This is a genomic window from Acinetobacter sp. Swhac1 (assembly GCF_013390985.1).
Lineage (GTDB): Bacteria > Pseudomonadota > Gammaproteobacteria > Pseudomonadales > Moraxellaceae > Acinetobacter > Acinetobacter towneri.
Map to the genome: position 1 here is coordinate 1 of NZ_JACASN010000012.1, position 25,375 is coordinate 25,375.

The 25,375-nt window shown below is 39.9% G+C and carries 26 protein-coding genes, 1 tRNA gene and 1 pseudogene; 14 read left to right on the forward strand and 14 right to left on the reverse strand.

The annotated features are described in order from the left end of the window. Positions 1 to 103, forward strand: a pseudogene (locus HX743_RS07855) (IS982 family transposase); the annotation flags it as partial. A 29-nt stretch (positions 104 to 132) separates the two neighbouring features. Here HX743_RS07855 and HX743_RS07860 read toward each other — a convergent pair. The 4 genes from HX743_RS07860 to map form a co-directional block, all read right to left on the reverse strand. Further along, entirely contained in the window at positions 133 to 558 is a 426-nt protein-coding gene (locus HX743_RS07860) for a VOC family protein (protein WP_178318913.1), read from the reverse strand. 194 nt (positions 559 to 752) lie between these two features. Next, positions 753 to 1,964, reverse strand: a complete 1,212-nt coding sequence (locus tag HX743_RS07865) for an MFS transporter (RefSeq protein WP_178318914.1) — start codon at positions 1,962 to 1,964, stop codon at positions 753 to 755. A gap of 241 nt (positions 1,965 to 2,205) precedes the next feature. Continuing rightward, positions 2,206 to 3,258: an OmpW family protein gene (locus tag HX743_RS07870; RefSeq protein WP_178318915.1), complete on the reverse strand. Its 1,053-nt coding sequence runs from the start codon at positions 3,256 to 3,258 to the stop codon at positions 2,206 to 2,208. Between the two features lie 341 nt (positions 3,259 to 3,599). Beyond that, the gene (gene map / locus HX743_RS07875; protein ID WP_178318916.1) at positions 3,600 to 4,427 is read right to left on the reverse strand and encodes a type I methionyl aminopeptidase; all 828 of its coding nucleotides are present in this window, start codon (positions 4,425 to 4,427) and stop codon (positions 3,600 to 3,602) included. A gap of 208 nt (positions 4,428 to 4,635) precedes the next feature. Here map and rpsB point away from each other — a divergent pair, with 208 nt between their 5' ends. The 3 genes from rpsB (at position 4,636) to HX743_RS07890 (ending at position 7,115) form a co-directional block, all read left to right on the forward strand. After that, entirely contained in the window at positions 4,636 to 5,382 is a 747-nt protein-coding gene (gene rpsB / locus HX743_RS07880; RefSeq protein WP_004972791.1) for a 30S ribosomal protein S2, read from the forward strand. Positions 5,383 to 5,525: 143 nt separating this feature from the next. Further along, positions 5,526 to 6,401 (forward strand): translation elongation factor Ts, encoded by an 876-nt coding sequence (gene tsf, locus HX743_RS07885; RefSeq protein WP_104852267.1) that lies wholly within the window; start codon positions 5,526 to 5,528, stop codon positions 6,399 to 6,401. Positions 6,402 to 6,593: 192 nt separating this feature from the next. Beyond that, positions 6,594 to 7,115: a DUF3465 domain-containing protein gene (locus tag HX743_RS07890; protein WP_178318917.1), complete on the forward strand. Its 522-nt coding sequence runs from the start codon at positions 6,594 to 6,596 to the stop codon at positions 7,113 to 7,115. 34 nt (positions 7,116 to 7,149) lie between these two features. Here the strand turns inward: HX743_RS07890 and HX743_RS07895 are convergent, their stop codons facing one another. The 7 genes from HX743_RS07895 to HX743_RS07925 form a co-directional block, all read right to left on the reverse strand. Further along, the gene (locus HX743_RS07895) at positions 7,150 to 7,605 is read right to left on the reverse strand and encodes a DUF962 domain-containing protein (protein WP_004972797.1); all 456 of its coding nucleotides are present in this window, start codon (positions 7,603 to 7,605) and stop codon (positions 7,150 to 7,152) included. Between the two features lie 231 nt (positions 7,606 to 7,836). Continuing rightward, the gene (locus HX743_RS07900) at positions 7,837 to 8,445 is read right to left on the reverse strand and encodes a septal ring lytic transglycosylase RlpA family protein (RefSeq protein ID WP_178318918.1); all 609 of its coding nucleotides are present in this window, start codon (positions 8,443 to 8,445) and stop codon (positions 7,837 to 7,839) included. A 294-nt stretch (positions 8,446 to 8,739) separates the two neighbouring features. Continuing rightward, positions 8,740 to 9,741 carry a lytic murein transglycosylase B gene (gene mltB, locus HX743_RS07905; RefSeq protein WP_096902392.1) on the reverse strand — a complete coding sequence of 334 codons (1,002 nt, stop codon included), beginning with the start codon at positions 9,739 to 9,741 and terminating at the stop codon, positions 8,740 to 8,742. Positions 9,742 to 10,110: 369 nt separating this feature from the next. Next, a complete protein-coding gene (locus HX743_RS07910; RefSeq protein ID WP_070152374.1) occupies positions 10,111 to 10,761 on the reverse strand; it encodes a hypothetical protein in 651 nt (216 codons plus the stop codon). 18 nt (positions 10,762 to 10,779) lie between these two features. Continuing rightward, complete coding sequence (gene queF / locus HX743_RS07915; RefSeq protein WP_178318919.1) at positions 10,780 to 11,595, reverse strand: NADPH-dependent 7-cyano-7-deazaguanine reductase QueF; 816 nt, start codon at positions 11,593 to 11,595, stop codon at positions 10,780 to 10,782. Continuing rightward, the gene (locus HX743_RS07920; RefSeq protein WP_096902393.1) at positions 11,595 to 12,368 is read right to left on the reverse strand and encodes an ABC transporter permease; all 774 of its coding nucleotides are present in this window, start codon (positions 12,366 to 12,368) and stop codon (positions 11,595 to 11,597) included. Before HX743_RS07920 ends, queF begins: the two co-directional genes overlap by 1 nt. Continuing rightward, positions 12,365 to 13,300, reverse strand: coding sequence for an ABC transporter ATP-binding protein (locus HX743_RS07925; protein ID WP_178318920.1), 936 nt, complete (start codon positions 13,298 to 13,300; stop codon positions 12,365 to 12,367). The genes HX743_RS07920 and HX743_RS07925 overlap by 4 nt, the downstream gene beginning before the upstream one ends. A 179-nt stretch (positions 13,301 to 13,479) precedes the next feature. Between HX743_RS07925 and HX743_RS07930 the strand changes: the two genes are divergently transcribed. The 3 genes from HX743_RS07930 (at position 13,480) to HX743_RS07940 (ending at position 14,661) form a co-directional block, all read left to right on the forward strand. Further along, positions 13,480 to 13,555 (forward strand) — tRNA-Arg (locus tag HX743_RS07930). A gap of 156 nt (positions 13,556 to 13,711) precedes the next feature. Beyond that, entirely contained in the window at positions 13,712 to 13,909 is a 198-nt protein-coding gene (locus HX743_RS07935) for a hypothetical protein (RefSeq protein WP_004972905.1), read from the forward strand. 533 nt (positions 13,910 to 14,442) lie between these two features. Beyond that, positions 14,443 to 14,661 carry a hypothetical protein gene (locus HX743_RS07940; protein WP_004972907.1) on the forward strand — a complete coding sequence of 73 codons (219 nt, stop codon included), beginning with the start codon at positions 14,443 to 14,445 and terminating at the stop codon, positions 14,659 to 14,661. A 114-nt stretch (positions 14,662 to 14,775) separates the two neighbouring features. Here HX743_RS07940 and HX743_RS07945 read toward each other — a convergent pair whose 3' ends face one another. The 3 genes from HX743_RS07945 to HX743_RS07955 form a co-directional block, all read right to left on the reverse strand. Further along, complete coding sequence (locus HX743_RS07945; protein ID WP_372238843.1) at positions 14,776 to 15,144, reverse strand: hypothetical protein; 369 nt, start codon at positions 15,142 to 15,144, stop codon at positions 14,776 to 14,778. A 229-nt stretch (positions 15,145 to 15,373) separates the two neighbouring features. Next, complete coding sequence (locus HX743_RS07950; RefSeq protein WP_178318921.1) at positions 15,374 to 16,090, reverse strand: hypothetical protein; 717 nt, start codon at positions 16,088 to 16,090, stop codon at positions 15,374 to 15,376. A gap of 109 nt (positions 16,091 to 16,199) precedes the next feature. Further along, positions 16,200 to 16,898 (reverse strand): exonuclease domain-containing protein, encoded by a 699-nt coding sequence (locus tag HX743_RS07955; RefSeq protein ID WP_154321257.1) that lies wholly within the window; start codon positions 16,896 to 16,898, stop codon positions 16,200 to 16,202. A 251-nt stretch (positions 16,899 to 17,149) separates the two neighbouring features. Here HX743_RS07955 and HX743_RS07960 point away from each other — a divergent pair, with 251 nt between their 5' ends. The 7 genes from HX743_RS07960 to ahpF all read left to right on the forward strand — a co-directional run bounded on the left by HX743_RS07960 (position 17,150) and on the right by ahpF (position 25,330). Beyond that, on the forward strand, positions 17,150 to 18,412 hold the full coding sequence (locus HX743_RS07960) for an alpha/beta fold hydrolase (protein WP_178318922.1): 1,263 nt from the start codon (positions 17,150 to 17,152) through the stop codon (positions 18,410 to 18,412). A 177-nt stretch (positions 18,413 to 18,589) separates the two neighbouring features. Continuing rightward, a complete protein-coding gene (glyA, locus tag HX743_RS07965; protein ID WP_178318923.1) occupies positions 18,590 to 19,843 on the forward strand; it encodes a serine hydroxymethyltransferase in 1,254 nt (417 codons plus the stop codon). A 163-nt stretch (positions 19,844 to 20,006) separates the two neighbouring features. Beyond that, the gene (rnk, locus tag HX743_RS07970) at positions 20,007 to 20,411 is read left to right on the forward strand and encodes a nucleoside diphosphate kinase regulator (RefSeq protein WP_004972920.1); all 405 of its coding nucleotides are present in this window, start codon (positions 20,007 to 20,009) and stop codon (positions 20,409 to 20,411) included. A gap of 213 nt (positions 20,412 to 20,624) precedes the next feature. Continuing rightward, on the forward strand, positions 20,625 to 21,416 hold the full coding sequence (locus tag HX743_RS07975; RefSeq protein WP_178318924.1) for a tellurium resistance protein: 792 nt from the start codon (positions 20,625 to 20,627) through the stop codon (positions 21,414 to 21,416). A gap of 30 nt (positions 21,417 to 21,446) precedes the next feature. Continuing rightward, positions 21,447 to 22,574 (forward strand): toxic anion resistance protein, encoded by a 1,128-nt coding sequence (locus HX743_RS07980; RefSeq protein ID WP_178318925.1) that lies wholly within the window; start codon positions 21,447 to 21,449, stop codon positions 22,572 to 22,574. A 56-nt stretch (positions 22,575 to 22,630) separates the two neighbouring features. Then, entirely contained in the window at positions 22,631 to 23,548 is a 918-nt protein-coding gene (locus tag HX743_RS07985) for a hypothetical protein (protein ID WP_131261786.1), read from the forward strand. A gap of 216 nt (positions 23,549 to 23,764) precedes the next feature. Beyond that, positions 23,765 to 25,330 carry an alkyl hydroperoxide reductase subunit F gene (ahpF, locus tag HX743_RS07990; RefSeq protein ID WP_178318926.1) on the forward strand — a complete coding sequence of 522 codons (1,566 nt, stop codon included), beginning with the start codon at positions 23,765 to 23,767 and terminating at the stop codon, positions 25,328 to 25,330. Positions 25,331 to 25,375: the final 45 nt, after the last annotated feature.

Consider the following 25,375-nt stretch of genomic DNA (forward strand, 5'->3'; position numbering starts at 1 on the left):
TCATCGTTCGGTAAATAACTTCATGGTGAATATCATGGCTGCTGTAGTGGCTTATTGTTTGAATCCCAATAAGCCAACTTTCCAAAATATGCTAAAAGGCTAAATGGATTTCATCGAACTCAGGTTAGAGTATTAAATATCAATCATGACCGATGCTGCACTGCGTTGTGCTTCGCCATGAAAAACAGCTTCAATATTGTTACCATCAGGATCAAGCACATAAGCTGCATAATAACCAGGATGATAAGCACGTTCATCAGGTTTGCCATTGCATCTACCACCATGCGCCAATGCTGCAAGATAGAAAGCATTGACCATTTGACGATTTTTAGCTTGAAAGGCGAGATGATGACGCCCAGTGAGTGTACCTTGTGCGGCAGGGCTTTCTACTGACGAGATAAAGAGTTCATCTGCCCAAAAGTGATCATTGGCTGTTCCCATAACTGGAATATCCAACACTGCCAAGATGGCGGTATAAAATGCTCGACTTGCCTCAAGGTCATTCACCACAAGATGAATATGGTCAATCAATCTTCCACGATGCAATTGAATCTGCATAAGACGCTCCATGTCTAAAGCGGAATTTTGAATAGCAAAATAGACTTAATATTTTAGAGATTGGGTTTTAATGCGCACAAAACGCCTGATTAAAATATTCGAATAGTTGTGGCGTTTGCATCCATAAAAAGATCGATAAGCCAAAAAGGGCAGTGATGGCAAGTGTGAGCAATACTTTAAAATTCAATAAAGAATTAATCATGAATGACGTGCTCCTCATCTACCCAAAAATGGACCAAGACCGCAAACGCACTTAAAGCAATAGAAACAATCCAGATTGCATTATAGTTACCTGTCAGATCGTGATTTAAACCGCCAAGCCATCCACCAAAAAATGAGCCGACTTGGTGTGTGAAAAACACAATGCCGCTGAGCATGGTCAGGTACTTAATCCCAAACATATTTGCCACAATACCATTGGTCAAAGGCACTGTAGATAACCACAATAAACCCATAATGATCCCGAATGCATAAATTGTCCAAATGCTTAAAGGCAGGATTAAAAAGGCGATAATGGCAATACCGCGTAGTCCGTAAAGCCACATCAGCAAGTGTGGTTTGGAATAGCGACCACCTAACCAACCCGCCGTATAAGTGCCTACAATATTAAATAAACCCACGAGTGCTAGAAAAACTGTGCCTGTGGTTGCATTAAAGCCATGATCGATTAAGTAGCTAGGTAAGTGAATCCCGATAAACACCACTTGAAAACCACAGACAAAAAAGCCCAAAGCTAAAAACCAAAAGGGTTTATGGTTTTTGGCAATCACCAAAACTTGTTTAAAGCCTAAAGCGGGTTGGCTGACTGAACTTGCATTAGGGTTTTGATACATGGGTGCTTTGAGCATCCATGCCAAAGGAACAATCAAGGCAATTAAAATTGCACTGACAATTAATGCGCCCGACCAACCTACACTTTGTAATAACAATAAGGTCGATGGCAACATGATAAATTGCCCAAACGAGCCTGCAGCACTGGCAATACCCATTGCAAGGCTACGCTTTTCTGGAGGAGCAGCGCGACCTACTGCAGAAAGTAGCACAGGGAAAGAGGTTGCAGAAAGTGCCAAACCTAAAATTAAACCCACACTTAAATTTAGCAATAAGCCTGTCGAGCTGACGGCCATGAGCAATAAGCCGAGTGCATACAGTGCGCCACCAACTGCAACTACAATTTTACTACCGTATTTGTCTGCAAAAGCACCTGTGATGGGTTGGACTGCACCCCAAATTAGGTTTTGCATGGCAATGGCTAAACTAAAGACATTATGTCCCCAGCCAAATTCATGGCTCATAGGCACCAAATACAAACCAAATGCATGCCGAACCCCAAGCGATAATGCCAAAATAATGGCGCTTCCAATTAAAATATAAATTAGAGGTTTGGAAAATTGAGCATTCGACATAAGGCATCCACGTATGGCTAACAGCTTGTTATGGTAGTCGATTCAGCCGCAGATCGCGATAAAATAAAATTCATCAAATGATAAAATTTGGTTATAGATATTAGTTTGAATATTCTAAGCAAAAAATGATCATGAGCTACAAGCCAAATGGATATTGAAAAATCCTTCTCCCTGTGGGAGAAGGATTAAGTGAAGGGGATTATCGTCTTAAATAGGACTGATCAAAGACTGCTATTAATGCTTAAAAACGCATACCAAAACCTGCATAGGCAATCACTGGATTCACTTCAATATCTGCTTTAGAGTGAATTAATTCGCCGTGTTTGGCATCGGTCACCGTAATGGTGGTTTCATTTTTAAGGTGTGCATAAGATAGTGAGCCAACTGCAAACCATTTTTCATTAAAGTCATAGGTAAAACCTACGGTGGCAACAGGTGCAAACGCATCCGAGGCTTCAAGTTCAACTTTCGGATTGGCATTACTTGTTTTGCCTTCCAGTGATGCACCGGCTTGCCCCTGTTTGATATTGGCAATCATATGACCGGCTGCAATCAGATCTTGTTCAGTGCGTGGGTTAATTTCTAATTCATTAAAATAAGCGTACATTAATCCGACACCGACATAAGGACGGAATTTATTCACACCTGTTTTACCAAAATGGTATTGAAACTCAAACGCTGGAGTCCATGCACGGGCAGAAGCATCAGGGCCATGTGCTTCTAAATCGGTAATGAAAATATCATTCTGTAATTCAAGCTCACCCAATGCGCCGCCTAATGGACGTGCAATTGCTGAGAAGGGTGCATAGATTTTACCTTTGCCTTGTAAATCAACTTTAGGGGGAATACCACCTTTGACTTCAAAAGAGAGATTATCGGTAAAGAAATAGTTGCTGATGATCCCCAGCGTGGTGACATCATCTGCTTCTAAACCTGTACCAGGATTATCCCATTGCTCCAAACCTGAAATTGTGGCTTGTCCACTCATGTTGGCAGGAACGGTAGGCAGCAAATTTAATGCCCCACTTAATAATACGGGTGGCTCAAAACCGTCACGTAAATTATCTTTTACAGTTTGGGATTGAACCTCACCGACATCGGCTGTGTAGCCATTTTGAATAGCTGTATTGACTCGAAAAGGTTGTGCCTTGCCTTGCGGCATAACATGCAGTGCACCAACCGAAACAGAAAAGCGTTTAAAACCATCGCCATCCTGTAAGCTGAAGTAGGGTGAATTGGCATAACTCACAATTGGTAAGCTGCTGATTGCAAGGCAGCATAAGGTTTTTTTCATTGTGGAACTCCATGTCCAATTTTGCTTGTTGTTATTTACGGCATTGTTATGCAAGGCATTATGAAATGGACTGGAAAAATAAAACTGTTGTTTTTACAAGATATTTTTTTAAACTTTTGTGAATAACTGGAAAAGTGTGCAGGTGTTTTGTTAAATCCAAAACTGTTGAATACGTGAAAATGCTTGTTTTATTGGATGGCTTTAAAGTTCTATTGGTTTGAAATAAAAAGATTTTATAGAAATTGTATGCGTTGAAATTAATAAAAAAGACCAGTCGGAACTGATCTTTTTGACATACGGGTTAAATTTTTAGCCAATGACAGATTTTGGCTGCAAACACGTTATGCAGTAAAGCGTGATAAATCTTCATCAGGGCGGGCAGTCAGCACTTCCAAGCCATCTTTGGTGACCAAAATGGTGTGTTCAAACTGTGCCGATAATTTGTGGTCTTTGGTCACCACTGTCCATTTATCGCCAAGTAATTTGGTTTGCCATACGCCTGCATTGACCATTGGTTCAATGGTAAAAGTCATACCTTCTTCTAAAATCATGCCTGTGTTGGCTTGACCATAGTGCAATACTTGTGGCTCATCGTGGAAGGTCGTCCCAATACCATGACCGCAATATTCACGCACGACACTAAAGCGTTCAGATTCAACATATTTTTGAATCGCATGACCAATATCACCAATGGTTGAACCGGGTTTAACGGTTGCCATACCGCGATACATCGCTTCTTGGGCAACTTTGCATAAACGATTGGCTAAAATGGAAGTTTCATCACCCACGATATACATCATATTGGTATCGCCGTGGAAACCATCTTTAATGACTGTGACATCAATATTTAAAATATCGCCTTTCTTCAGCACTTTACTTTCTGACGGAATACCGTGACAAACCACATGGTTAACCGATGTGCAAATGGTGTGTTGGAATGCTGGACGACCCGGAGCAGCACCATAACCTAAGCAGGCAGGAATAGCTTGTTGCTGATTGACAATATAGTCATGGCAAATCGTATCCAGTTCGAGCGTAGTAACGCCTGGTTTAACGTGTGCTTTGATCATCTCCAAAACTTCTGCCGCCAGTCGTCCTGCCACGCGCATTTTTTCAATATCTTCTGCGGTTTTGATGAGTCGACGAGGTGCTTGATAAGTTGTGTTCATGATCTTTAAAAACTTTTGGAAATTTGTGTGTGACTATGGTATAAATAGCCGCCCATTTTATCAAATGCTTTTTATGAATATGTTTCAAAGAGCTTGGTAAAAGGGAAATTAAAAATCCGCACATATATCGTCACATTACTCTGGGTGCCCTTTGGGGTGGAGAATGCGGATATATGGAGGCCTAACCCAAACATTTAAGGTAAAGAAAATGGCAGATTACAACGTAAGCATGCGCGACCTTCTTCAAGCTGGCGCACACTTTGGTCACCAAACACGTTTCTGGAACCCAAAGATGCGTCAATACATCTTTGGTGCGCGTAACAAAATTCACATCATCAACCTTGAACACACTGTTCCTGCGTTAAATGATGCTTTGAACTTTGCAAACCAATTGGCTAGCAAAAAGAACAAAGTTTTGTTCGTTGGTACAAAACGTGCTGCTTCTGCAATCATCCGTGAACAAGCTCAACGCGCTGGTCAACCGTATGTAGATCACCGTTGGTTAGGTGGTATGTTGACGAACTGGAAAACACTTCGCCAATCTATCAGCCGTTTAAAAGATCTTCAAGTTCAGTCTACTGACGGTACTTTTGCTAAGCTTACTAAACGTGAAGCTTTAGAGCGTAGCCGTGAAATGGAAAAACTTGAGCGCGCTTTAGGCGGTGTGAAAAACATGGGTGGTTTACCTGACGCATTATTCGTAATTGACGTTGATCACGAAGCAATTGCAATTAAAGAAGCGAAAAACTTAGGTATTCCTGTAATCGGTATCGTTGATACAAACTCTAACCCAGACAACGTAGACTACGTTATTCCGGGTAACGACGATGCGATCCGTGCAGTAACACTTTACGCTTCTTCAATGGCTGATGCGATCATTGCTGGTAAAGAATACGCTCAAACTCAAGCCAATGCTCAAGCAAAAGGCGAAGAAGCTCCTGCTTCTGAGGCTTAATGCGTTTTGACGTAAGCTTGTCATTTTTGCGACATGTGATGGTGGCAAAGTAAGCGTCATGTATGCAGACGGCCCAAGAGACACCCTCTGGGCCGTTTCTGTTAAAAAAAGAATTCATTTTCTACCGATTTTAGGAGATAAACATGACTGCAGTTACAGCAAGCATGGTTAAAGAATTGCGTGATCGTACTGGTCTAGCAATGATGGAATGTAAAAAAGCATTAACAGAAGCGGGCGGTGACATCGAATTAGCGATTGACAACCTTCGTAAATCTGGTCAAGCAAAAGCTGCTAAAAAAGCAGGTAACATTGCTGCTGACGGTGCAATCACAATCGTTCAAGAAGGCAACAAAGCGATTCTTTTAGAAGTAAACTGTCAAACTGACTTCGTTGCAAAAGACGAAAACTTTGCTGGTTTCTCTGCGAAAGTTGCTGCTGCTGCTCTTGCTGCAAACGAAACTGATGCTGCTAAAATTGCTGAACTTAAACTTGAAGATGGCGCAACTGTTGAAGAAACACGTGTTGCACTTGTTCAAAAAATTGGTGAAAACATCCAAGTTCGTCGTGCACAAATCGTTGAAGGTGAAAACCTTGCTGTGTACAAGCACGGTTTAAAAATCGGTGTTGTTGTTTCTTACACAGGTGATGCTGCGACTGGTAAAGGTATTGCAATGCACGTTGCTGCATTCAACCCAGTTGCTGTTACTGCTGAACAAGTTCCTGCTGATCTTATCGCTAAAGAGAAAGAAATTGCAGAAGCGAAAGCAGTTGAATCTGGTAAGCCTGCAAACATCGTAGAGAAGATGGTAACTGGTTCAGTTGAAAAATACTTGAACGAAGTTGCGCTTGATCGTCAAATGTACGTAATTGACAACGAGAAGAAAGTTGCTGAAGTATTAAAAGCAACTGGTACAACTGTTGCTCAATTCGTTCGTTTCGAAGTAGGCGAAGGTATTGAGAAAAAAACAGAAATGAGCTTCGCTGAAGAAGTTGCTGCTGCTCAAGCTGCTGCAAAATAATTTTTACTTAAGGTAAAATATTTTGTAAGGAAAGCCCCAATTTATTTTGGGGCTTTTTTGTGAATATAGATTTTGGCAATATGCAATCGTGGCATAAATATTGAGATGAAGATTAAAGATATTAATTTTAAATCAGTATGTTACGAATAATTGACTTAATCGTATAGGGTGGAATCAGAACAAGGAGGTTATATGGCAAATAAAAAGAATTTAAGCATTGGCGCAATTATTGTGGTGTTAATTGCTGCATTTTTTGGCATAGATTTACAACAGTTTCAGTCTGAAACATCAAGCGCGCCAACTACAAGCACTGCTCGCACATCGCAAACTGAAAAAGAGCAGTTAGACGTACAGCGAGATGCGCTGCAAGATGATGCTCAGGGTGTTCAGCTGATTGAACGTGCGTTTGAGCGCAAACAGAGCGATTTACAAGTCCGTGCGAGTGGGCAGGTCATTGCAGTGTTAGCGGATGACAACGAAGGCTCACGTCATCAAAAATTTATTTTAAAACTGAATAATGGGCAAACTGTATTGGTTGCACATAATATTGATCTTGCACCACGAATTACCAATATTGCAAAAGGTGATACTGTTGAGTTTTTTGGTGAATATGAATACTCAGATAAGGGTGGGGTGATTCACTGGACGCATCATGATCCAGCAAATAAACACGTGGGCGGATGGTTAAAACATCAAGGAAGAACCTATCAATAACGGTTCTTCCGATAACGAAAATAGGATATAGCGTTTAAATGCTCATAATGCTGTTTTTACGACGTGTTTTCCAAGAGGGTAGGATTTTACCTAAATAGGCATCCATGCACCAAATTGGGCCAATGAGAAGGAATTGGAGGTCTTTGAAGAATGAAGGCTTTTTCCCTTCAACTTTGTGACCATAAAACTGCCCAATCCACGCCAAAACAAAAATTGCGATATAAAAACCCATTCCAACAGGCAAAACATAAATCAGCCATGCCATTACCAGCATTAATGCTGCCATTGCAACTGCAAGAACCAAGTCTAAACGTGCATAAAAAATAAAACTGAGCACCAGAAGTAATGTTGTTAGTAAAGCGCTGAAATGCGCCAAGATGCCAACAATCGAAAAAAAGATCGTAGGTACGCACACCCAGTGAATTAATTTATTGGTTTTATTTTGATGGCTCTCGCTGTATTCATCTAGCCACTCGCTTACTGTCTTCATGTGCTACTCCTGTAGACCGATCATCCGTTGTTATTGTTTGACTGTCTAAAATATAACTGAGAACAGTGAGGCGGTCAAAACAGTATTCATATTTTCAAAATGAAGTGGCAACAAAATTTGTGTGGATCATCTTTGTGCAGACATGCATGGGATGACTGTAAATCTTACAGGCATTAAAAAAGCCACATTGCTGTGGCTTTCAAGTCAAATGTGAAGTCGTATAAGCGAATCTTAAGAGTTTGGACCGTCAATACGCTCAATGCTTACTTTGGCAGTACCTGCATTGGTGATGCCCAATTGTTTTGCAGCGCCATAAGAAAGATCGAGTACACGGTTGCCATGGAATGGACCACGGTCATTTACTTTAACTACAACGCTTTTACCATTGTTTTTATTGGTTACGCGAATATAGCAGTTTAGCGGCAGGCTACGGTGTGCAGCAGTCATTGCGTTCATGTCGAACGTTTCACCGCTTGCAGTTTTACGACCGTGGAATTGACGACCGTACCAAGATGCCATACCTGTTTGGCTAAATTTACGTACAGTGTTCGATGCCACTGTATTTAACTTTTCAATCACTGAAGGCTCTTCAGCAGGAATTTCAATTTTCGCTGCAATCATTTGACGACGGATTTGGTCGCCTGAACGTTCGGTGATTGAAAGGCTATTCAAATTTGAGAAATGTGAATTAAAACTTTGTGCTTCTTTGTTCAGTACACGCGCAGCTAGGCTAGATGACTCATTATCATTGTTGAATGATGATTGCACCATTTCAGCTTGCGACTGACTTAGGGCAACAGCTGCAGAAAGTGCAAGTAAGTATTTAAGTGAACTATGCATGGTTTGAACTCCTGAAGACAGAATTTTTAACTTATTTCGCTCTTAACTGATTGAAATAGTGGTAATCCTGTCTGTAATTTCACTTTTTCGACTACATTTGACGAAATGGATAATATTCATCCCTCACTAAAGGTGTCTAGTCTTTATACGAAAATAATGACAAAAAGTACCAAAAACCAACTCTATTTGATTAAAAAATAATCAATATTGTAACATTATATGTAAAAAGTTTGTTTTGTGATCAAATTGTCAAAAATATTTCTTGACTTTTTGATTTTATATTTAAATTTGTACTTAGCGACTCGCAATTTCAGTGCCCAATAACCACAGTGCAGTCGCATACATACGGCTACGGTTATAAGTCGTAATCACCTGAAAATTTGGGTAGGTTATATAGTAGATATGACCATAATTTTCTTGTAATTGAATGACATTGACCAAGTCGAGGTCATCTATTTGCACAATTGGATTCATTGGCATCACGCCTTGCGATTTTAAAACCCCATAAGGTGTTGGCAGGGTCAAATCTTTGGCAATGACACTGTCAGGATTGTTGCCTGTATATCGTGCAGCAAATGCAATGGGTTGATTGCGCTGCCAGCCATGTTGTGCCAAGTAGTTTGCAATGGAGCCAATGGCATCGACTGCCGAGTTGCGTAGATCAATATGTCCGTTGCCGTCATAATCGACCCCAAATTTTGGAATATTGCTAGGCATAAACTGCGGATAACCAACAGCACCTGCATAAGAACCAACAATTGAAGAAGTTGGCACACCATCTTTATATGACCATGCGATCAGTGCTGCGAGTTCATCTTTAAAGTATTCCGCGCGACGTTCATAACCAAAGCCTAAGGTGGCAAGGGCATCACGGGTTACAAAAGAGCCCTTATTGCTTCCAAAACCTGTTTCTACACCCAGAATCCCTAAAATAATGGATTGCGGTACACCAAATTGCTGTTCAGCACGATTGAGCGTGTCTGCATATTGTTGTTTAAAGCGCACACCGCGCTGAATAGTGCTTTCTGCAAGGAAATTGGTTTTATAGTCGTACCAAGGCTTACTTTCGCCTGGGCGGTTCATGATGTTGATGATATTGGGTAAGTTTTTAGAGCCTTCCATCGCCCAATCGACTTGTGCTGCACTCAAGCCATAGGTCTGCATGGTTTTTTGTTTAAAACTGGCATAAGACGGATGATTTTGGAAATCATTGGCCTGACAAAAACTGGTGATAGAAAATGCACCAATGAGTAAAGAAAGACGTTTTAGTTTGTTATAAAAATCAAGTTTGAACATATTGAGGAAAATTCCAAATTGATGATTTACACAACTTATTTATATGCAGTAAATAAGTTGCTACTTATATATGAAGAATAAGCCGCTATTGGGGCCAAACTGCGAAAGCGAAGTAAGCGGCTAAGATAGCATTCATGCGTGACTGGTTTGCAAAAACTTATACAAAAATAGACAAAGAATGTGTAAAAAGCGCGCAGGATTTGTAACAAAATTCAATCTAGGTGCAAAAAGTTATTCTTGATTGTGCAAAAGTTGCAGACATATCCTGATATTGCATTGCATATAAAAATGCCTGATCAAAATCAGGCATTTTGCACTTAACATGCAACAAAAGGGCTTAAAACGCATTATGAGTTAAACCCACTGATATTAATGATGGAATAAGGTGTCGTGATATTCCGCTAAAACCAAGAGTTCCTCTTTGGTTAAATTTGGGATGATTTTATCCACCGCAATATGGACAGCTTTAATTACCGCTGCTGCGCCAATATCTGCTGCTTTACGCTTAATCATGCCCAAATCGAGGGTTTTGTTAAAGTCGCTCATAAAGTGGCGTACCGTCGCTTCTGCAAACTGTTTATATAGTTCGGTTAAAGCAGCTTTGTTCACTTCATTGCCTGCTTGAATTTCGGCATAGTTGTGTTTCAGGTTGGTCACTAAACTTGCATCGAGCGTTTCACCTACACGTGCATTGCCTGCTGCATCTTTAAAGCTACTGCGCTCAGAAAATTCAATCGATTGTTTCACGACATCATTTGGCGCTTTGCTTAATAATTGTTTTAGGAGTACTGCAACGGTAGATTTGACATAGCCCGCAAGTTTTTCGGCAGTGTCGCGTTTATCGCTGGCAGGAAAACGACGTACCAACTCGGTTAAAATGGCATCAATGATTTCTTCATTAATCATTAATGCGGTTTTGTCGCGCAGTGGGTACAGCGGCTCACTTGAATTTTTTTTCTGTTGTGCAGTTTCAATCGTATTTAATAATTCTGCAGATGGAATGAATCCAAAAAATGGCATTGTTCAACCTCAATGTTGTTATTGTCGCGCTAAACGAATAGGGCGAGGCATCCATGTTAAGTCCGATACACGGCAAGGGTTAATGTCTAAACCACCACGACGTGTATAGGTTGCATATACCATCAGTTTTTCTGGTGCGAATTTTTGCCAGATGTCTGCAAACATCTGTTCCACACATTGTTCATGGAAACCATTATGCTGACGATAAGAAATAATATAAGCCAAAATACTGCGATAACAAGGTTTTTTGCCTTGATAACGGATAAAAACCGTGCCCCAGTCAGGTTGTCCTGTGACAGGACAATTGCTGCGTAATAAATGTGAGAAAAGTTGTACCTCTATATCTTCCGCTTGTTCTAAATCGAATTGCAATAAACTTGGGTCAGGATGCTGCTCTAAACGCTCAGGCGTGAGCTGATCAATACAAATACCTTCAGGTTGGCTAATTGCCAAATCATCAACCTTAAATAAAGTTAGCGTAACAGGTGCTTGTGCTGCAGCCGTTAAATCATGCTCAACAGTTTCAATGAAATTGGCTTCAGACTGAAAGCGAGTAAAGTTCATACTATTAAAGTAGAGCTTTAATGATTTTGATTCGATCAGGTTGGGGGATGAGGCAGGTAGCGTAATCCGACCAATCGCAACCTGTGGAACACCTGCGGTATTCAACCACGAAATTTCAAAAACGTGCCACCAGTCTTGCCCGAGTTGAATTCCCTCAACATCTGCATATTTTTCACGTGCAGCAGCACGTGAAATAGGGAACAAAATATCGGGTTGATATTCTGTAGGATAATTGGTGTCTTTACCAAGAAGAGATTGTTCAACACTCATTATTCACGCATTCCTGAACCACGAGAAAGTAAATGATAGGCAATACCATAAAGCACTGCACAGCATAGTGTAATCACAGATAATGAAATCGTCACGTTGACATCACTATGTCCTAAAATGCCGTAACGGAAAGCATTAACCATATACACCACAGGGTTAATTAAAGAGAGATTTTGCCAAAAAGGGCTTAAGGCACTAATGGCATAGAATACACCACCTAAATAAGTCAGTGGAGTCAGTACAAAAGTTGGAATAATAGAAATATCATCAAATGATTTGGCATAAACAGCATTAATAAAACCGCCTAATGAAAATAAAAAGGACGTAATTAATACGGTATAAATGGTAACAAACCAATTGGTAATATAAAGGTCGGTAAAGAATAGACTCATGGTGGTGACAATAATACCGACCAATACGCCACGACTAACACCACCCAAAACATAGCCCCATAAAATGGCATGCAAAGGTACAGGGCTCATGATTAGTTCTTCAATGCTTTTCTGGAATTTTGCACTAAAAAAACTTGAAGATACGTTGGCATAGCTGTTAGTGATGACTGCCATCATAATTAAGCCGGGCACAATAAATTGCATATAGCTAAAGCCGCCCATTTCACCAATACGCGAACCGACCAAATTACCAAAAATCACAAAGTACAAACTCATGGTGATGGCTGGCGGGAGCAAGGTTTGAGGCCATATGCGCATAAAACGACGAACTTCTTTATGCACTAAGGTATAGAGTGCAATCCGTAGTTGGGTAAAATTCATTGCGCAGCTCCATCTAAATTCTTTTCGACCATTTTGACAAATAACTCTTCTAGACGGTTGGACTTATTACGCATACTGCGCACGCGAATGCCTTGTGCTTCTAAAAGTTGGAATAAATCATTTAAGGTGTGAGCTTTATCCATAGTGACTTCTAGGGTCACTGCATCAATTAAGTTGAAACGTACACCAATAATATCTAGATGAATGGGTTGAATAGGTTCAGCCAAATCGAAAATAAAAGATTCTTCACTTAACTGGTTTAAGAAGTTTTTCATTGAAGTGTCTTCTTTAATCACACCACGATCAATAATCGCGATACGACGACACAACATTTCCGCTTCTTCTAAATAGTGGGTGGTGAGAATGATTGAAGTGCCTTTATCATTCATTTCTGTCAAGAAATCCCACATTGAACGGCGCAGCTCAATATCTACACCTGCAGTCGGTTCATCTAAAATAAGCAGTTTCGGTTCGTGCATCATGGCACGTGCAATCATTAAACGACGCTTCATACCGCCAGACAGCATACGCGCTTGAGTGGCACGTTTATCCCACAAACCCAGTTTTTCTAAATATTCTTCGGCACGTTGTTCGGCAACTTTTTTAGGAATACCGTAATAGCCTGCTTGTGTGACCAAAATATCAAAGGTCTTTTCAAACTGACCAAAGTTAAATTCTTGCGGTACTACCCCTAAACATTGCTTGGCTTGGGATGGTTGGGTATCTAGATTATGCCCAAAAATTTCGACAGTACCTGCCGTTTTTTTGGTAAGAGAACTGATGATGCTAATGGTTGTAGATTTACCTGCACCATTTGGCCCAAGCAGGGCGTAAAACTCGCCCTCAGGTACGCTCAAATTAATGCCCTTAAGCGCTTGGAAGCCATTTCGATAGGTCTTTGACACGTCCCTTAACGTCAATGCATCAGTCATGAAATTCTCACTTGAGGAATAGAGCTACTATTGTGAGCGATCCGCGTCAATAAACCAAGTAAGTTACATGGAATTCTATGTTGCAAGTTTGGAACATTGTTTAAAGCATAAGCATAAAAATACGTAACTTATATATAGTTGCTTTACCTTCAGCAATTTTTTGTTATGATGTGCAGCGCGCGCTCATAGCTCAACTGGATAGAGTACAGGTCTCCGAAGCCTGTGGCGTGGGTTCGAGTCCCGCTGAGCGCACCAAATTAGTATATAAGCATTGAGCTGTAATATAAAAAATAGTTGAAAAGTATATAAAAAATTAAGATAAACATTCGATCTTATTTGCCATAGCCTGATCACGTTTTTCAGCATATAAAACTCACATATTTTAAAACTGAAAAATCTGAGGGCAGCTTCGTGGGCTATATCGTTAAACTCATTCCAGAAAACTTATATTTTGTTCCGCATGATAATGAAATTGGTACCACGGAATTTCGCAGTAAAGCCGTCGCAGAAGGTTTGTTCTACGATTATGCTGAAGCAACAGCAATGGTAAAGCTATACAATAAAGATATGCTGCAAGATGTTGATTATGAAATTGAGTTAATTGAATAATCGTCGACTTCTTATTATTTGAAAGTATCGCCAAGTTATGCAGAAGCTAATCGCAAAGCTGGAGCTTTTAACCGCATAAAATTATGCCGTAACTGAAAATTAAATCAATTGAAATTTTGCTGTGTGAATGTGTTGAAATGTAGTGGGCTATTGCAGCAAAAAATAAGTTTCACTATATTAAAACTACAGTAGGTCATTCAATGTAATAGACGCTACGATGCAGTTGGACGGATCAATGACAGCTCGTTGAGTTTGTAACTCTTGTTCAAACAATAAAATCAGCACTAGCCTTCCAACATAAAAAAACTCGCAGCAATGCGAGTTTTTTCTGTGCTAGAATGAAAAACAAGCAAATTTACTGTGGTTTTGTAAGTTGTAAATAAAATTTTAAAAAATATGTGTTTGAATTTATTAGATAATTTAAATTTAGTTTAAAAAAAATACTACATTGTCAAACAATCTAACAACTCACTTTTTTAAAAAATTTATAAGCTATGGTATAAAAAATTTCCGTCAAGAAAAAGGGAACAACAATGACGCAAATCATCGATATTAAAGTTAAAGACCAATTTAGCCATATTTACGAAGCAAAAGCATTGCTACGTAATATCCCAGAAACTTCATTGGCAGCGGGTTTGGCACTATTTCACAAAATTGAACACATTATTGTGGAAGGTGAAGTGATTTTACCAAGCATCGAACTTTTGTTTGAAAGCCGCGAGTCTGATAGTATTTTCCGTGTGTTGGAGTAAATATTTGTGAGACTACTTTATTTTTAGAAAAGCTCATTTCGATGAGCTTTTTTGTGCGCAGGATTTTTAAAGCACACGTAAATAAAGTGCTCATTAAGTGTAAAACATATCGCTTTAAACCATCTGATCTTCTACAAGTTGGATATTTACATCGTATTTATCAAACTCTTGAATAATTTTTTGAATGACCGCTTGCCCAATGTCATCATCGGGTTGAAAACTCAACTCTTGATTGGTTTGACTATCAAAACATTCAATTTGCAAGATTTGCCAGAGCTGGGCATCTGTACTTTGTTGAATCACTATGCGTCGCGGTTGTAAATGTGCTGAAATTTGACGCGGCAACACATTGGTAATCGCTAACTGTATTTGGCTTTCCTGATCTTTTGGGCTTAAAAAGGTAATCACCCAATTGCCAACTTTACTGAGTTGCATTGGATTGTCATAAGCATCAAACGCTAAAAAAAATGCATGATTCATCATGACCCTGTGCCTCAACAATTCTGGAAAATACTATATCGCTGATTTTTATGAGTCGGGGCTATGCCGCTAAAGTCTTAGCTTTTATAGGGATAATGAATCTAAGGTTTAGATGTGGATTTATATGTGTTTTTAAAGTGTTGAAAAGTAATAAAAATAAATTAATCCATATATCCCTGAGCATGGTTTTAATTGTTAAAAAGACTTAAAACTAAGTAAAAAAATCTAAGCTTTAAGTCGGATTAAGCTTTTGTAGGGAGTGATTGATTTGCTGCAAAATCTGATTGAGTGCTTTTGGCGGCAAACGAGTTTCTTGTAAAGAGGTAATCCATTGCATTTGGCAGAGTTTTAAGCTGCGAATATCCTGCGCTTGTAAAATTCGCTGAATCAGTTGTTTTGCCATTAATCCACAATGACGCTGTAAAGTATCCATCATGAGAAATTTTACATCTTCAAAACTCAAGGCAGTAATTTCAGGCTGTATTTCTGCTTGTGGTTCAGGTTGTTCAGCGGGCTGTTCTGTATTAATGGCAGCTGCAACACGTGCTTCTAAATATGCAGGAACTGAATTTACTTGAAGATGTTGGGTGCGGATTGGTTCTGCCAAACTTTCAGCATGCGCTTGCGGGGTGCTGCTTGCAAGTTGGCTATGAATTTCTGTGCGCAAAGTGGTAGATGATGGCACTGGCGCTTGTTGCAGCAGAATGTTAGCCGTTTGCTCTTGTTGTTGCAATGTATCTTGCTCAAGCGCAGCAGGGGCAATTAGTTGCATATCTAATAGCTGTTCAATCAATTCAGGTGGTGCAAGACGTTGCTTGAACTGATCTCCGAGTAAATCAAAATCTTCAGTACCAATCAGTACCAATAAACGACGTTGACGTGCATTTAAATCACGTGTGCGCTGTTGTAATGCATCTAGACCGAGTTGAGTTTTTTGATAATTAAACATGAGCCTTAATTTATTTCCCCAATAAATTAAGGCAAAGCATAGACTTTGAAAATTACAATAATATGAATAATTTATGACAGCTAAATGCAATAAGATTCACTTGAAACATTTATAAAGTCAAAATGCTGGTATTTTCGAGCGCCTTGCGTAAGTAAGGATCTAAATCTTCTTGTCTTAATAACCATTGCACATAATCGGCAGGAAGGTCGGCAATTGCCGTACCACGATGTTTACCAAAATTGATAATTTGTGGAATACGTGCTTCTTCTGAGGCGATATAGAGTTCTTCAATACTTTGAATTTGTAGTTGATGAACTTCATGCATCAAAATATTGGCTGTTAAAATAATATCCATATCGGCACGATGCGCTTTTTTAATCATGTCACGCGCTTTTTCGCTGCCTTTGGTAATCATATAAATTAAAGCTGAAATATTGTGTGCTTCGGCGTTTGGCCATACGCGACGTGCAAGTGCCAAAGTGCAAATGGCTTTAATTTTAGAAGTATCCACACCACATTTTTCTAAAGCGCGAATATCGTAATCAATATTATGCCCAATGATATAGGTGGTTTCGGCAGGTAATTCAAAACTACTGTAATGCGGTTGATCAATTAAATCCGATTCTAAAATATGATGCACCGCCATCGCTGCGAATGAAATAGGCTCATCAACTTGATACAACTGATCGAAAATTTTACTTTTATCTAGACTGATTTTGCCATCTTGAATTTGAATGGGGGCGTAGGCAATCTCAATGGGTTGTCCATTTAAAGTATGGGTTTCAGTGTCGAGAATAATAGCCTGCATGTCCTGATTCGCTTGCGTCATTCAATAAAAATGCAATCTAACATTAGCCGCTGCGTATGACAAATTGAATTGAAATTTAATAGACAGCTGTATATGTGATCAATTTACTGATTTTTACCGTAAGTGTTTAATTTTAAATAAAATACACTTGCATATTAATTGTTGAAATCTTGCCTGATACGATAAAAAAGCGTACAAATAAAGATTGCGAAGGATGCAATTAATAAGAATATGAAGACAAGGGTAAGCAAATGAAAAAAATATGGTTAAGCGTGGCTTTGGCCAGCAGCAGTTTGTTTTTAACCGCCTGTAATGATGATCATGACGATACGAGTGTTGTGGTTGTTGAGGATGGTATTCCGAAATATAATTTTAGTGCCCCAGTCGTGAAAACAGAGCTTTATCGGGATCAGGGTGAAAATGCGAATAATCTTTTAAATGCAGTGAGTTCATCTAAAACATTGATGACATATAAAATGTTAGGTGTAAATGGACAGGAAACTCAGGCAACTGCACTTGTTTTTACCCCTCAAACAGTTAAACCTGCGGGCGGATGGCCACTTGTAGTTTGGGCACATGGCACAACAGGCGTGGCAGATGCGTGTGCACCGAGCCGTCAAGGTTTAAATGGAAATGAGTACTTCATTGCTAAACTATTGGCAGCAGGTTATGCCGTTGTTGCACCCGACTACGAAGGTTTAGGCGAACCGAGCGGTAAAGAATTACACCCATTCTTAAATTTAAAAAGTGCAGCTTATTCGATTACAGATGCTGTTGTCGCTGCAAGCAAGCTTTTGGGTAATACTGCAGAAACGCGCTGGAGTGTAGTTGGACATTCACAGGGTGGACATGCGGCTTTAGGTGCAGCGCAGTATGCATCGCGTGCGCAGTTAAATTATAAGGGTGCCATAGCTATCGCACCTGCATCAAATTTAGCGTTGGTATTGGCGGGTGGTGAACAAAAAGCAACTCAAGAGCCAGATGTAATAAAGAAAGTACAGACACTTGTGCCATTAGATACGTTTACTGCTCTAATTGCTGCGGGACTAAGAAATACTGCTCCAACCTTGCAATATTCTGAAATATTTGTATCACCAACAGATCAACTTGCTGCTCAGGCAGAGTCTATCTGTTATGAAACATTAGGTGGGAGTATGGCTCAGTCAATGCTAACGCATGTAAAGACGCATGGAACATTGGATGGTTATCCACGTACTCAACCAAATTTCATGACGACCATCCCTGAAGTTAAAGATTTCTTAACCCATGGTTCACAGCCATTAAAAGTGAAAATCAGCACGCCTATATTTATTTATCAAGGAACAGCAGATCCAACTGTACCGAAACAAGTCACGGATTACTTGGTTCAGTCAGCTCAAGGGATGGGAACTAAAATTCATTACGTCACTGATCATGATTTACCTGCAGAGCAAAAATGGAACCATGGTACTGTGTATGTGAATAATATGGATGAGATTGTTAAAGATGTGCAATCGTTAATGCCTATTCAATAAGTCATTGAATTACGATAAAGATTGATTTGACCTGAAATAGCTCGTGTTTTATCTGAAACATGAGCTATTTTTATGTAAAACTGAGCAAAGTTCATTCTATCAGTTCACAAACTTTATGCTACAATACGCGCCAATCTTAGCACGGCTTAAAAGCCCTAAATTAATAGGACCTCGCTAATGTTTGCCAATATTTCTATTGCCGAATTTGATCCAGAATTAGCTCAAGCGATCACCAATGAAGATGCGCGCCAAGAAGCTCATATTGAGTTAATTGCTTCTGAAAACTACTGCTCACCTGCAGTAATGGAAGCTCAAGGTTCAAAACTTACCAATAAATATGCAGAAGGCTACCCAGGCAAACGCTACTACGGCGGTTGCGAATACGTAGATATTATTGAACAACTGGCGATTGACCGTGCTAAAGAACTCTTTGGTGCAGATTATGCTAACGTTCAACCACACGCTGGTTCACAAGCAAACTCTGCAGTTTACTTAGCTTTACTTAACCCAGGCGATACTGTGTTAGGTATGAGCTTGGCACACGGTGGTCACTTGACTCACGGTGCAAAAGTAAGCTTCTCAGGTAAAACATATAACGCTATCCAATATGGTTTAAACCCAGAAACTGGCGAAATTGATTACGAAGAAGTTGAGCGTTTAGCGCTTGAACACAAACCACGCATGATTGTTGCGGGTTTCTCTGCGTATAGCCAAATTGTAGATTGGCAGCGTTTCCGCGACATCGCAGACAAAATTGGTGCTTATTTATTTGTAGATATGGCACACGTAGCAGGTCTAGTGGCTGCAGGTGTTTATCCAAACCCTGTGCAAATTGCTGACGTAACGACTACGACAACTCACAAAACATTGCGTGGCCCACGTTCTGGTCTAATTCTTGCGAAAGCAAACGAAGAGATCGAGAAAAAATTACAATCTGCTGTGTTCCCTGGTAACCAAGGTGGTCCATTAGTACACGCAGTTGCAGCAAAAGCAATTTGCTTTAAAGAAGCAATGGCGCCTGAATACAAAGCGTATCAACAACAAGTTGTTAAAAATGCGCAAGCGATGGCTGAAGTTCTTATTGAACGTGGTTATGATGTAGTATCTGGTGGTACGAAAAACCACTTGTTCTTGCTTTCTTTAATCAAGCAAGATATTACAGGTAAAGATGCAGATGCATGGTTAGGTGCTGCGCACATTACTGTAAACAAAAACTCTGTACCGAACGATCCACGTTCTCCATTTGTAACTTCTGGTATCCGTATCGGTACTCCAGCGGTAACTACACGTGGTTTTGGTGAAGCAGAAGTACGTGATCTTGCAGGTTGGATTGCAGACATTCTTGACAGCAAAGGTGACGAAGCTGTAATTAATACTGTAAAAGCAAAAGTTGAAGCTGTTTGCGCGAAATTCCCAGTTTACGCAAAATAAGCACAGCCTTGAGAAAAGCCCCTCAAGGGGGCTTTTTTTATGGATGTAAAAAATTGATTTTTCGTTCAATAAGCTGAATTTCTGTTATAACTTAAGCGTATTGAATATGATTGTAGGCAAGCTGATGATGACAGTATTGTCGGAATGACAGGAATAAAAGTAAATGATTAGACCAAAGATTATTATTTCAGAACAAGATTTGCACCGTTTGGAAACGATGCTTGAGCATCAACCTAAATTGACGCCAACGATGCAACATCTAGAAGATGAATTGGCACGTGCTGAAGTGGTTGCGCCACAAGATGTACCGAATAATGTGGTGAGCATGAATGCCCGCGCATTGATTACCATTGCACCTGCAAAAGAACCGACTGAAATTACCTTGGTTTATCCGCATGACTTTAAAGGTGAGAAAGGGCAGGTGAATGTGGTTGCACCTGTCGGGACTGCCATTTTAGGTTTAGCTGAAGGTCAGGAAATTGAATGGCCACAGCCCGATGGTCATATGATGAAAGTCAAAATTGAGAAGATTTTGTATCAGCCAGAGCGTGAAGGCGATTATTTATAATCTGTTTATCATCCTGCGTTAGGAACATTGAAAGCCATGTTGATCATGGCTTTTTTATGCACTGGTGTTTTGAATCAGGCATCTTGTGACTGATGTTATGCGAATCTATAAAAAAGCATTTAAGCAGATCGAAATAAAAAATTGCAAAATATTACATGACCTTAGCCGAAAAGCACGTACTATAAAATCATGTAAAGAGGGTTGTGATGGTCTATGGCTCAGTTTGAAGTGTTACTGCCTTTGCAAGAGATTACGGTGGATCGTGCAGAGCTTTTGGCGATTCAACGCAATGATTTAGTTCCGTTGTTGAATGATCAATATCGTCTAAATCATTATGCAGATCAGGTGATTCAAGCGCAGTCAGTTTTATTGGATGGGGTGGATCCACATTTAACTCAGCAATTGAGTGTGACCATTGAGCAGTTGATTCAGGCGCTTGGCAAATCTAAAAAAGTGTTAAAGCAACGTAAGTTTAATGCACTACAAAAGTGGCTAGGCATAGATTTGGAATATGGCGCGGGGCAAGTGCAATATTATAAAAACCTAGATCATTTATTAGGACAAGCAGATCGTTTAAGCCAAAAGCTGCAAATCGAAATTCAGAAATCACAATCACGTTTTCAGCAGTTGGTTGGTTTGCGTGAGCAAATGGCGAAATATATTCAAGCTGCCGATGAATTTTTATTGGAATATCCACGATTTGTGCGCAATCAGCATCCTTTGGATAATTTTAGCGAACGACTGGCCAAGAAAATTTATAGTTTAAAGACTTTGCAAAGTAGTAATGATATTGCGATTACTCAAATGCAACTTTCACAGCAACTCTCTTTTAGTTTGTTAGATCGCTTTAAAGAAGCGCAGCAGGTACTCATTCCTGCATGGCAATATCATGTCAAACAAAGTCAGCAAAGTGGCTCACACAGTCAGCTAGAAAAGCTGGATCAAAGTCGTGAGCATTTAATTAAGACATTAAGAAAATCCTTAGAAAAACCTGCGCAATCATAAGGCATGGTTTTGATTAGATAGAGGCGAAATATGACAACTTCTGAACAACGCAACGTCGCTGTGCAAGTGAGTGATGAACAGACTCAGCAACAATTTCAGCAACTCAATTTGCAGGAAATTGGCTTACAGCCTGATGACTTTCAGGAGGTGCTGGCTGCGCGTAAAGAATTAAGCGATCTTAGCCATCATTCGGTTGCAGAATATGGCAAAAATATCGCCACTAAAACGTCAAGTTATACCGATGAGCTTTTAGGTTTGGTGCAAAATAAGGATTTGGATGTCACAGGGCAAAAGCTGAATCAGGTGGTGCAGGTTGCACAGCAGTTAAATACCAACAGTATTTTAAATCCAAACAAAAGCAGTGGCTTTTTGGGTGGTTTATTCAATAAGTTAAAAGGCGCTAAACAAAGTTTTGATCAAAACTTTAACAGCACCAAAGCGCAAATTGATAGTCTGGTCACAGAAATTGAAAGCTCACAAAATGGTTTAAAAAACCGTGTAGATACACTGGATAAAATGTTTCATGGTGTGCAAGATGAATATAAACAATTGGGGATTTATATTGCAGCAGGTAAGTTAAAACAGCAGGAAATTCAGCAGCAAATTTCTGAATTTTCCGCGCAGCCGCAGGATCAGACCACGACTCAAAAAATTTATGATCTCAATCATCTTGCTAATAATTTAGAAAAGCGGGTGAGTGATTTGCAGTTGTTGCAACAATCTGCCATGCAAACTTTGCCGATGATTCGGATTATCCAGTCCAATAATTTAATGTTGGTCGATAAATTTTATGCGATTAAAAACATTACCTTACCTGCGTGGAAAAACCAGATTAGTTTGGCGATTTCTTTAAATGAGCAGAAAAACAGTGTGCAACTGGCCAACAGTATTGATGATGCCACCAATGAATTGCTGCGCCGTAATGCAGATTTATTGCATCAAAACTCGGTTGATACTGCCAAAGCCAATCAGCGTTCGGTGATTGATATTGAAACCCTTGAACACGTACAAAATACCCTCATTAAAACAGTGAACGATGTGATCCAGGTACAAAAAGAAGGCATGCAAAAACGTGCAGAAGCGACTACGCGTTTGCGAGCCTTACAGGAGAATCTGAATCAATTGGTGATTGGTTCAAGTCAACAGTCTGGTCAATAAATGCATTTTGACAATGACTTCATTTAATCTGAAATTTACCTGATAAGGAGTCGGATTTGCCCCCACTCGATGAATATGCCATTCAGCCACAGCAGCTAAAAACAGGTGTTGTGGCATTACAGCAGCGTCAAAAAAAGCTCAGTTTTTTGGCTGTGCTGTCTATGACGGTGGTGCTTATATCGGCAATTGGCTTTTTTATTCAGCAAGATGTGATTTATAGCTTCTTTGGTTTAAGCACTGAAGTTCAGCAATTACACATGCCTGCAAGTGTCGATGCGACTTTGGCAAATTTAGGGCAGCAACCTGATTATTTTTTCAGTTTGTTGAACTGGTTGGGTTGGTTGATTTTAAAACTGTCGGTGTCATTTATTGGTGCATTCGTTCTAGTTCATCTACTCAAGAAAATTCGTTTTTTTTATATTCGCTTTCAGTCCTTTGTTTTGAAATTTGTAGCTTGGTTGCTGAGTTTTATTTTACTTTGGTCGGCATTGAGTTATGTTCAGCATGACCGACAAGATGATACACAGCAGGTATATGCCAAAATTGTGCATTATGAAAAGCACATTCAAGAAAGTGAATTGGCGCGTTATTTACAAAATGCAGAAATGGCAGCGCCTGTTAAAGCCTATTTGTTGGCGCAAACGGCATTGATGCATCATCCCGCAGATAAAGATGCAGCCATTCCGCAAGTGTTGACCTTGGTCAAAGCAGAGCAGCAAGATCCGCAATTTTTACATTATGGATTTAAACCTGAACAATTATGGACGATGCAGCAGCAAGTTTATGGCAAAGCTTTAACGCCTATGGCGCAAAGCGTACATAAGCAAGTGCAGCAAGCACAGCAATTAAATACGCTGGTTTATTATATGAATCTCGCGGTTATGGCGCTTATGTTAATACTGTCTGCGGTACTCTGGTTTTTATCGCGACATTTACAGCAGCGTATTCTGCGGATTCAACAACAACTTGAATAAAAAATGATTAGGCTCAATTGCTTAAGGCAGACATTCAGTTTTTATGTTAATGTCTAAATTGAATAGCTTTAGGTATTTTAAATGAAATAGTAAGCTTGAAACTCACTATCATTTAAAAAAACGATCATAAATATAAAAATAAACCGTTTCCCCTATGTAACTATTTTTCGTAAGATGACATCAACAAATAAATTTACTCCCTTGGAGACGTTAGCCATGTTAGACCAAAATACTTCTACACAACTTAAAACTTTATTAGAACGTCTTGAAAGCCCAATCGAGCTTGTCGCGACTTTAGATGGTTCTGATAAATCTGCCAAAATTAAAGAATTGGTTGAAGAAATTGTAGCACTTTCGCCACAAGTTACTGCACGTTTTGACGGTAACAACGCACGTGCACCAAGTTTTGGGATTGCAAAAGTAGGTGAGCAACCGCGCGTATTCTTCGCAGGTTTACCAATGGGGCACGAGTTCACTTCATTAATTTTGGCTTTATTGCAAACTTCTGGTTATGCACCAAAAGTATCGGATGAAGTATTAACGCAAATCAAAGAATTGAATCTTTCATCTCACTTTGATGTGTTTGTATCGTTGAGCTGCCACAACTGTCCAGATGTAGTACAAGCTTTGAACCTCATTGCGATTTACAACCCTGGCACAACAGCAACCATGATTGATGGTGCATTCTTCCAAGAAGAAGTTGAGCAGCGCAAAATTATGGCTGTGCCGATGGTATTCCAAGATGGCAACCACATTGGTCAAGGTCGTATGACTTTGGAAGAAATTATAGCTAAATTAGATACAGATTCTGCGAGCAAAGATGCAGCGAAACTGAATGCCAAAGAGGCGTTTGATGTCTTGGTAATTGGTGGCGGCCCTGCAGGGAATACATCTGCAATCTATGCAGCACGTAAAGGTATTCGTACAGGTATTGTGGCTGAGCGGATGGGCGGTCAGGTGATGGATACCATGGATATTGAAAACTTCACTTCTATCCAAAAAACACAAGGTCCAAAGTTTGCGGCAGAAATGGAAGCGCATGTGCGTGAATACGATGTCGATATTATGAATCTACAAAAAGTATCTGCCATTAAAGGTGCTGATGAAACTGCCAATGGTTTGGTCGAAGTGACTTTGGAAAATGGCGCAACACTTGAATCGAAAACGGTGATCTTGTCTACAGGTGCACGTTGGAGAGAGATGAATGTACCTGGTGAAGCAGAATACCGTACCCGCGGCGTGGCATACTGCCCACACTGTGATGGCCCGTTGTTTAAAGGCAAACGTGTTGCAGTGATTGGTGGTGGTAACTCAGGTGTAGAAGCAGCGATTGACCTTGCAGGGATTGTAGAGCATGTGACTTTGGTAGAGTTTGATACTAAATTACGTGCAGACCAAGTCTTGCAAAACAAATTGAACAGCTTGCCAAATACTACTGTAATTACCAATGCATTATCGACTGAGGTGATTGGTGATGGCGCACAAGTGACTGCATTGAAATATAAAGACCGTGCGACAGATGTTGAGCATACTGTTGAACTTGCAGGAATTTTCGTACAAATTGGTTTATTACCAAATACGGACTTCTTAAAAGAGTCAAAAGTAGAGCTGACGAATCGTGGTGAGATTGTGATAAATGAGCGCAATGAAACCAATGTAAAAGGTGTATTTGCGGCAGGTGACTGTACAACTGTACCGTACAAGCAAATCATCATTGCAACAGGTGAAGGCGCGAAAGCATCACTTTCAGCATTTGATTACATCATCCGTTCAGGTCAATAAGTCTGAACGAATACATCTGAATACGCGGATTAACCATCCTTAAAT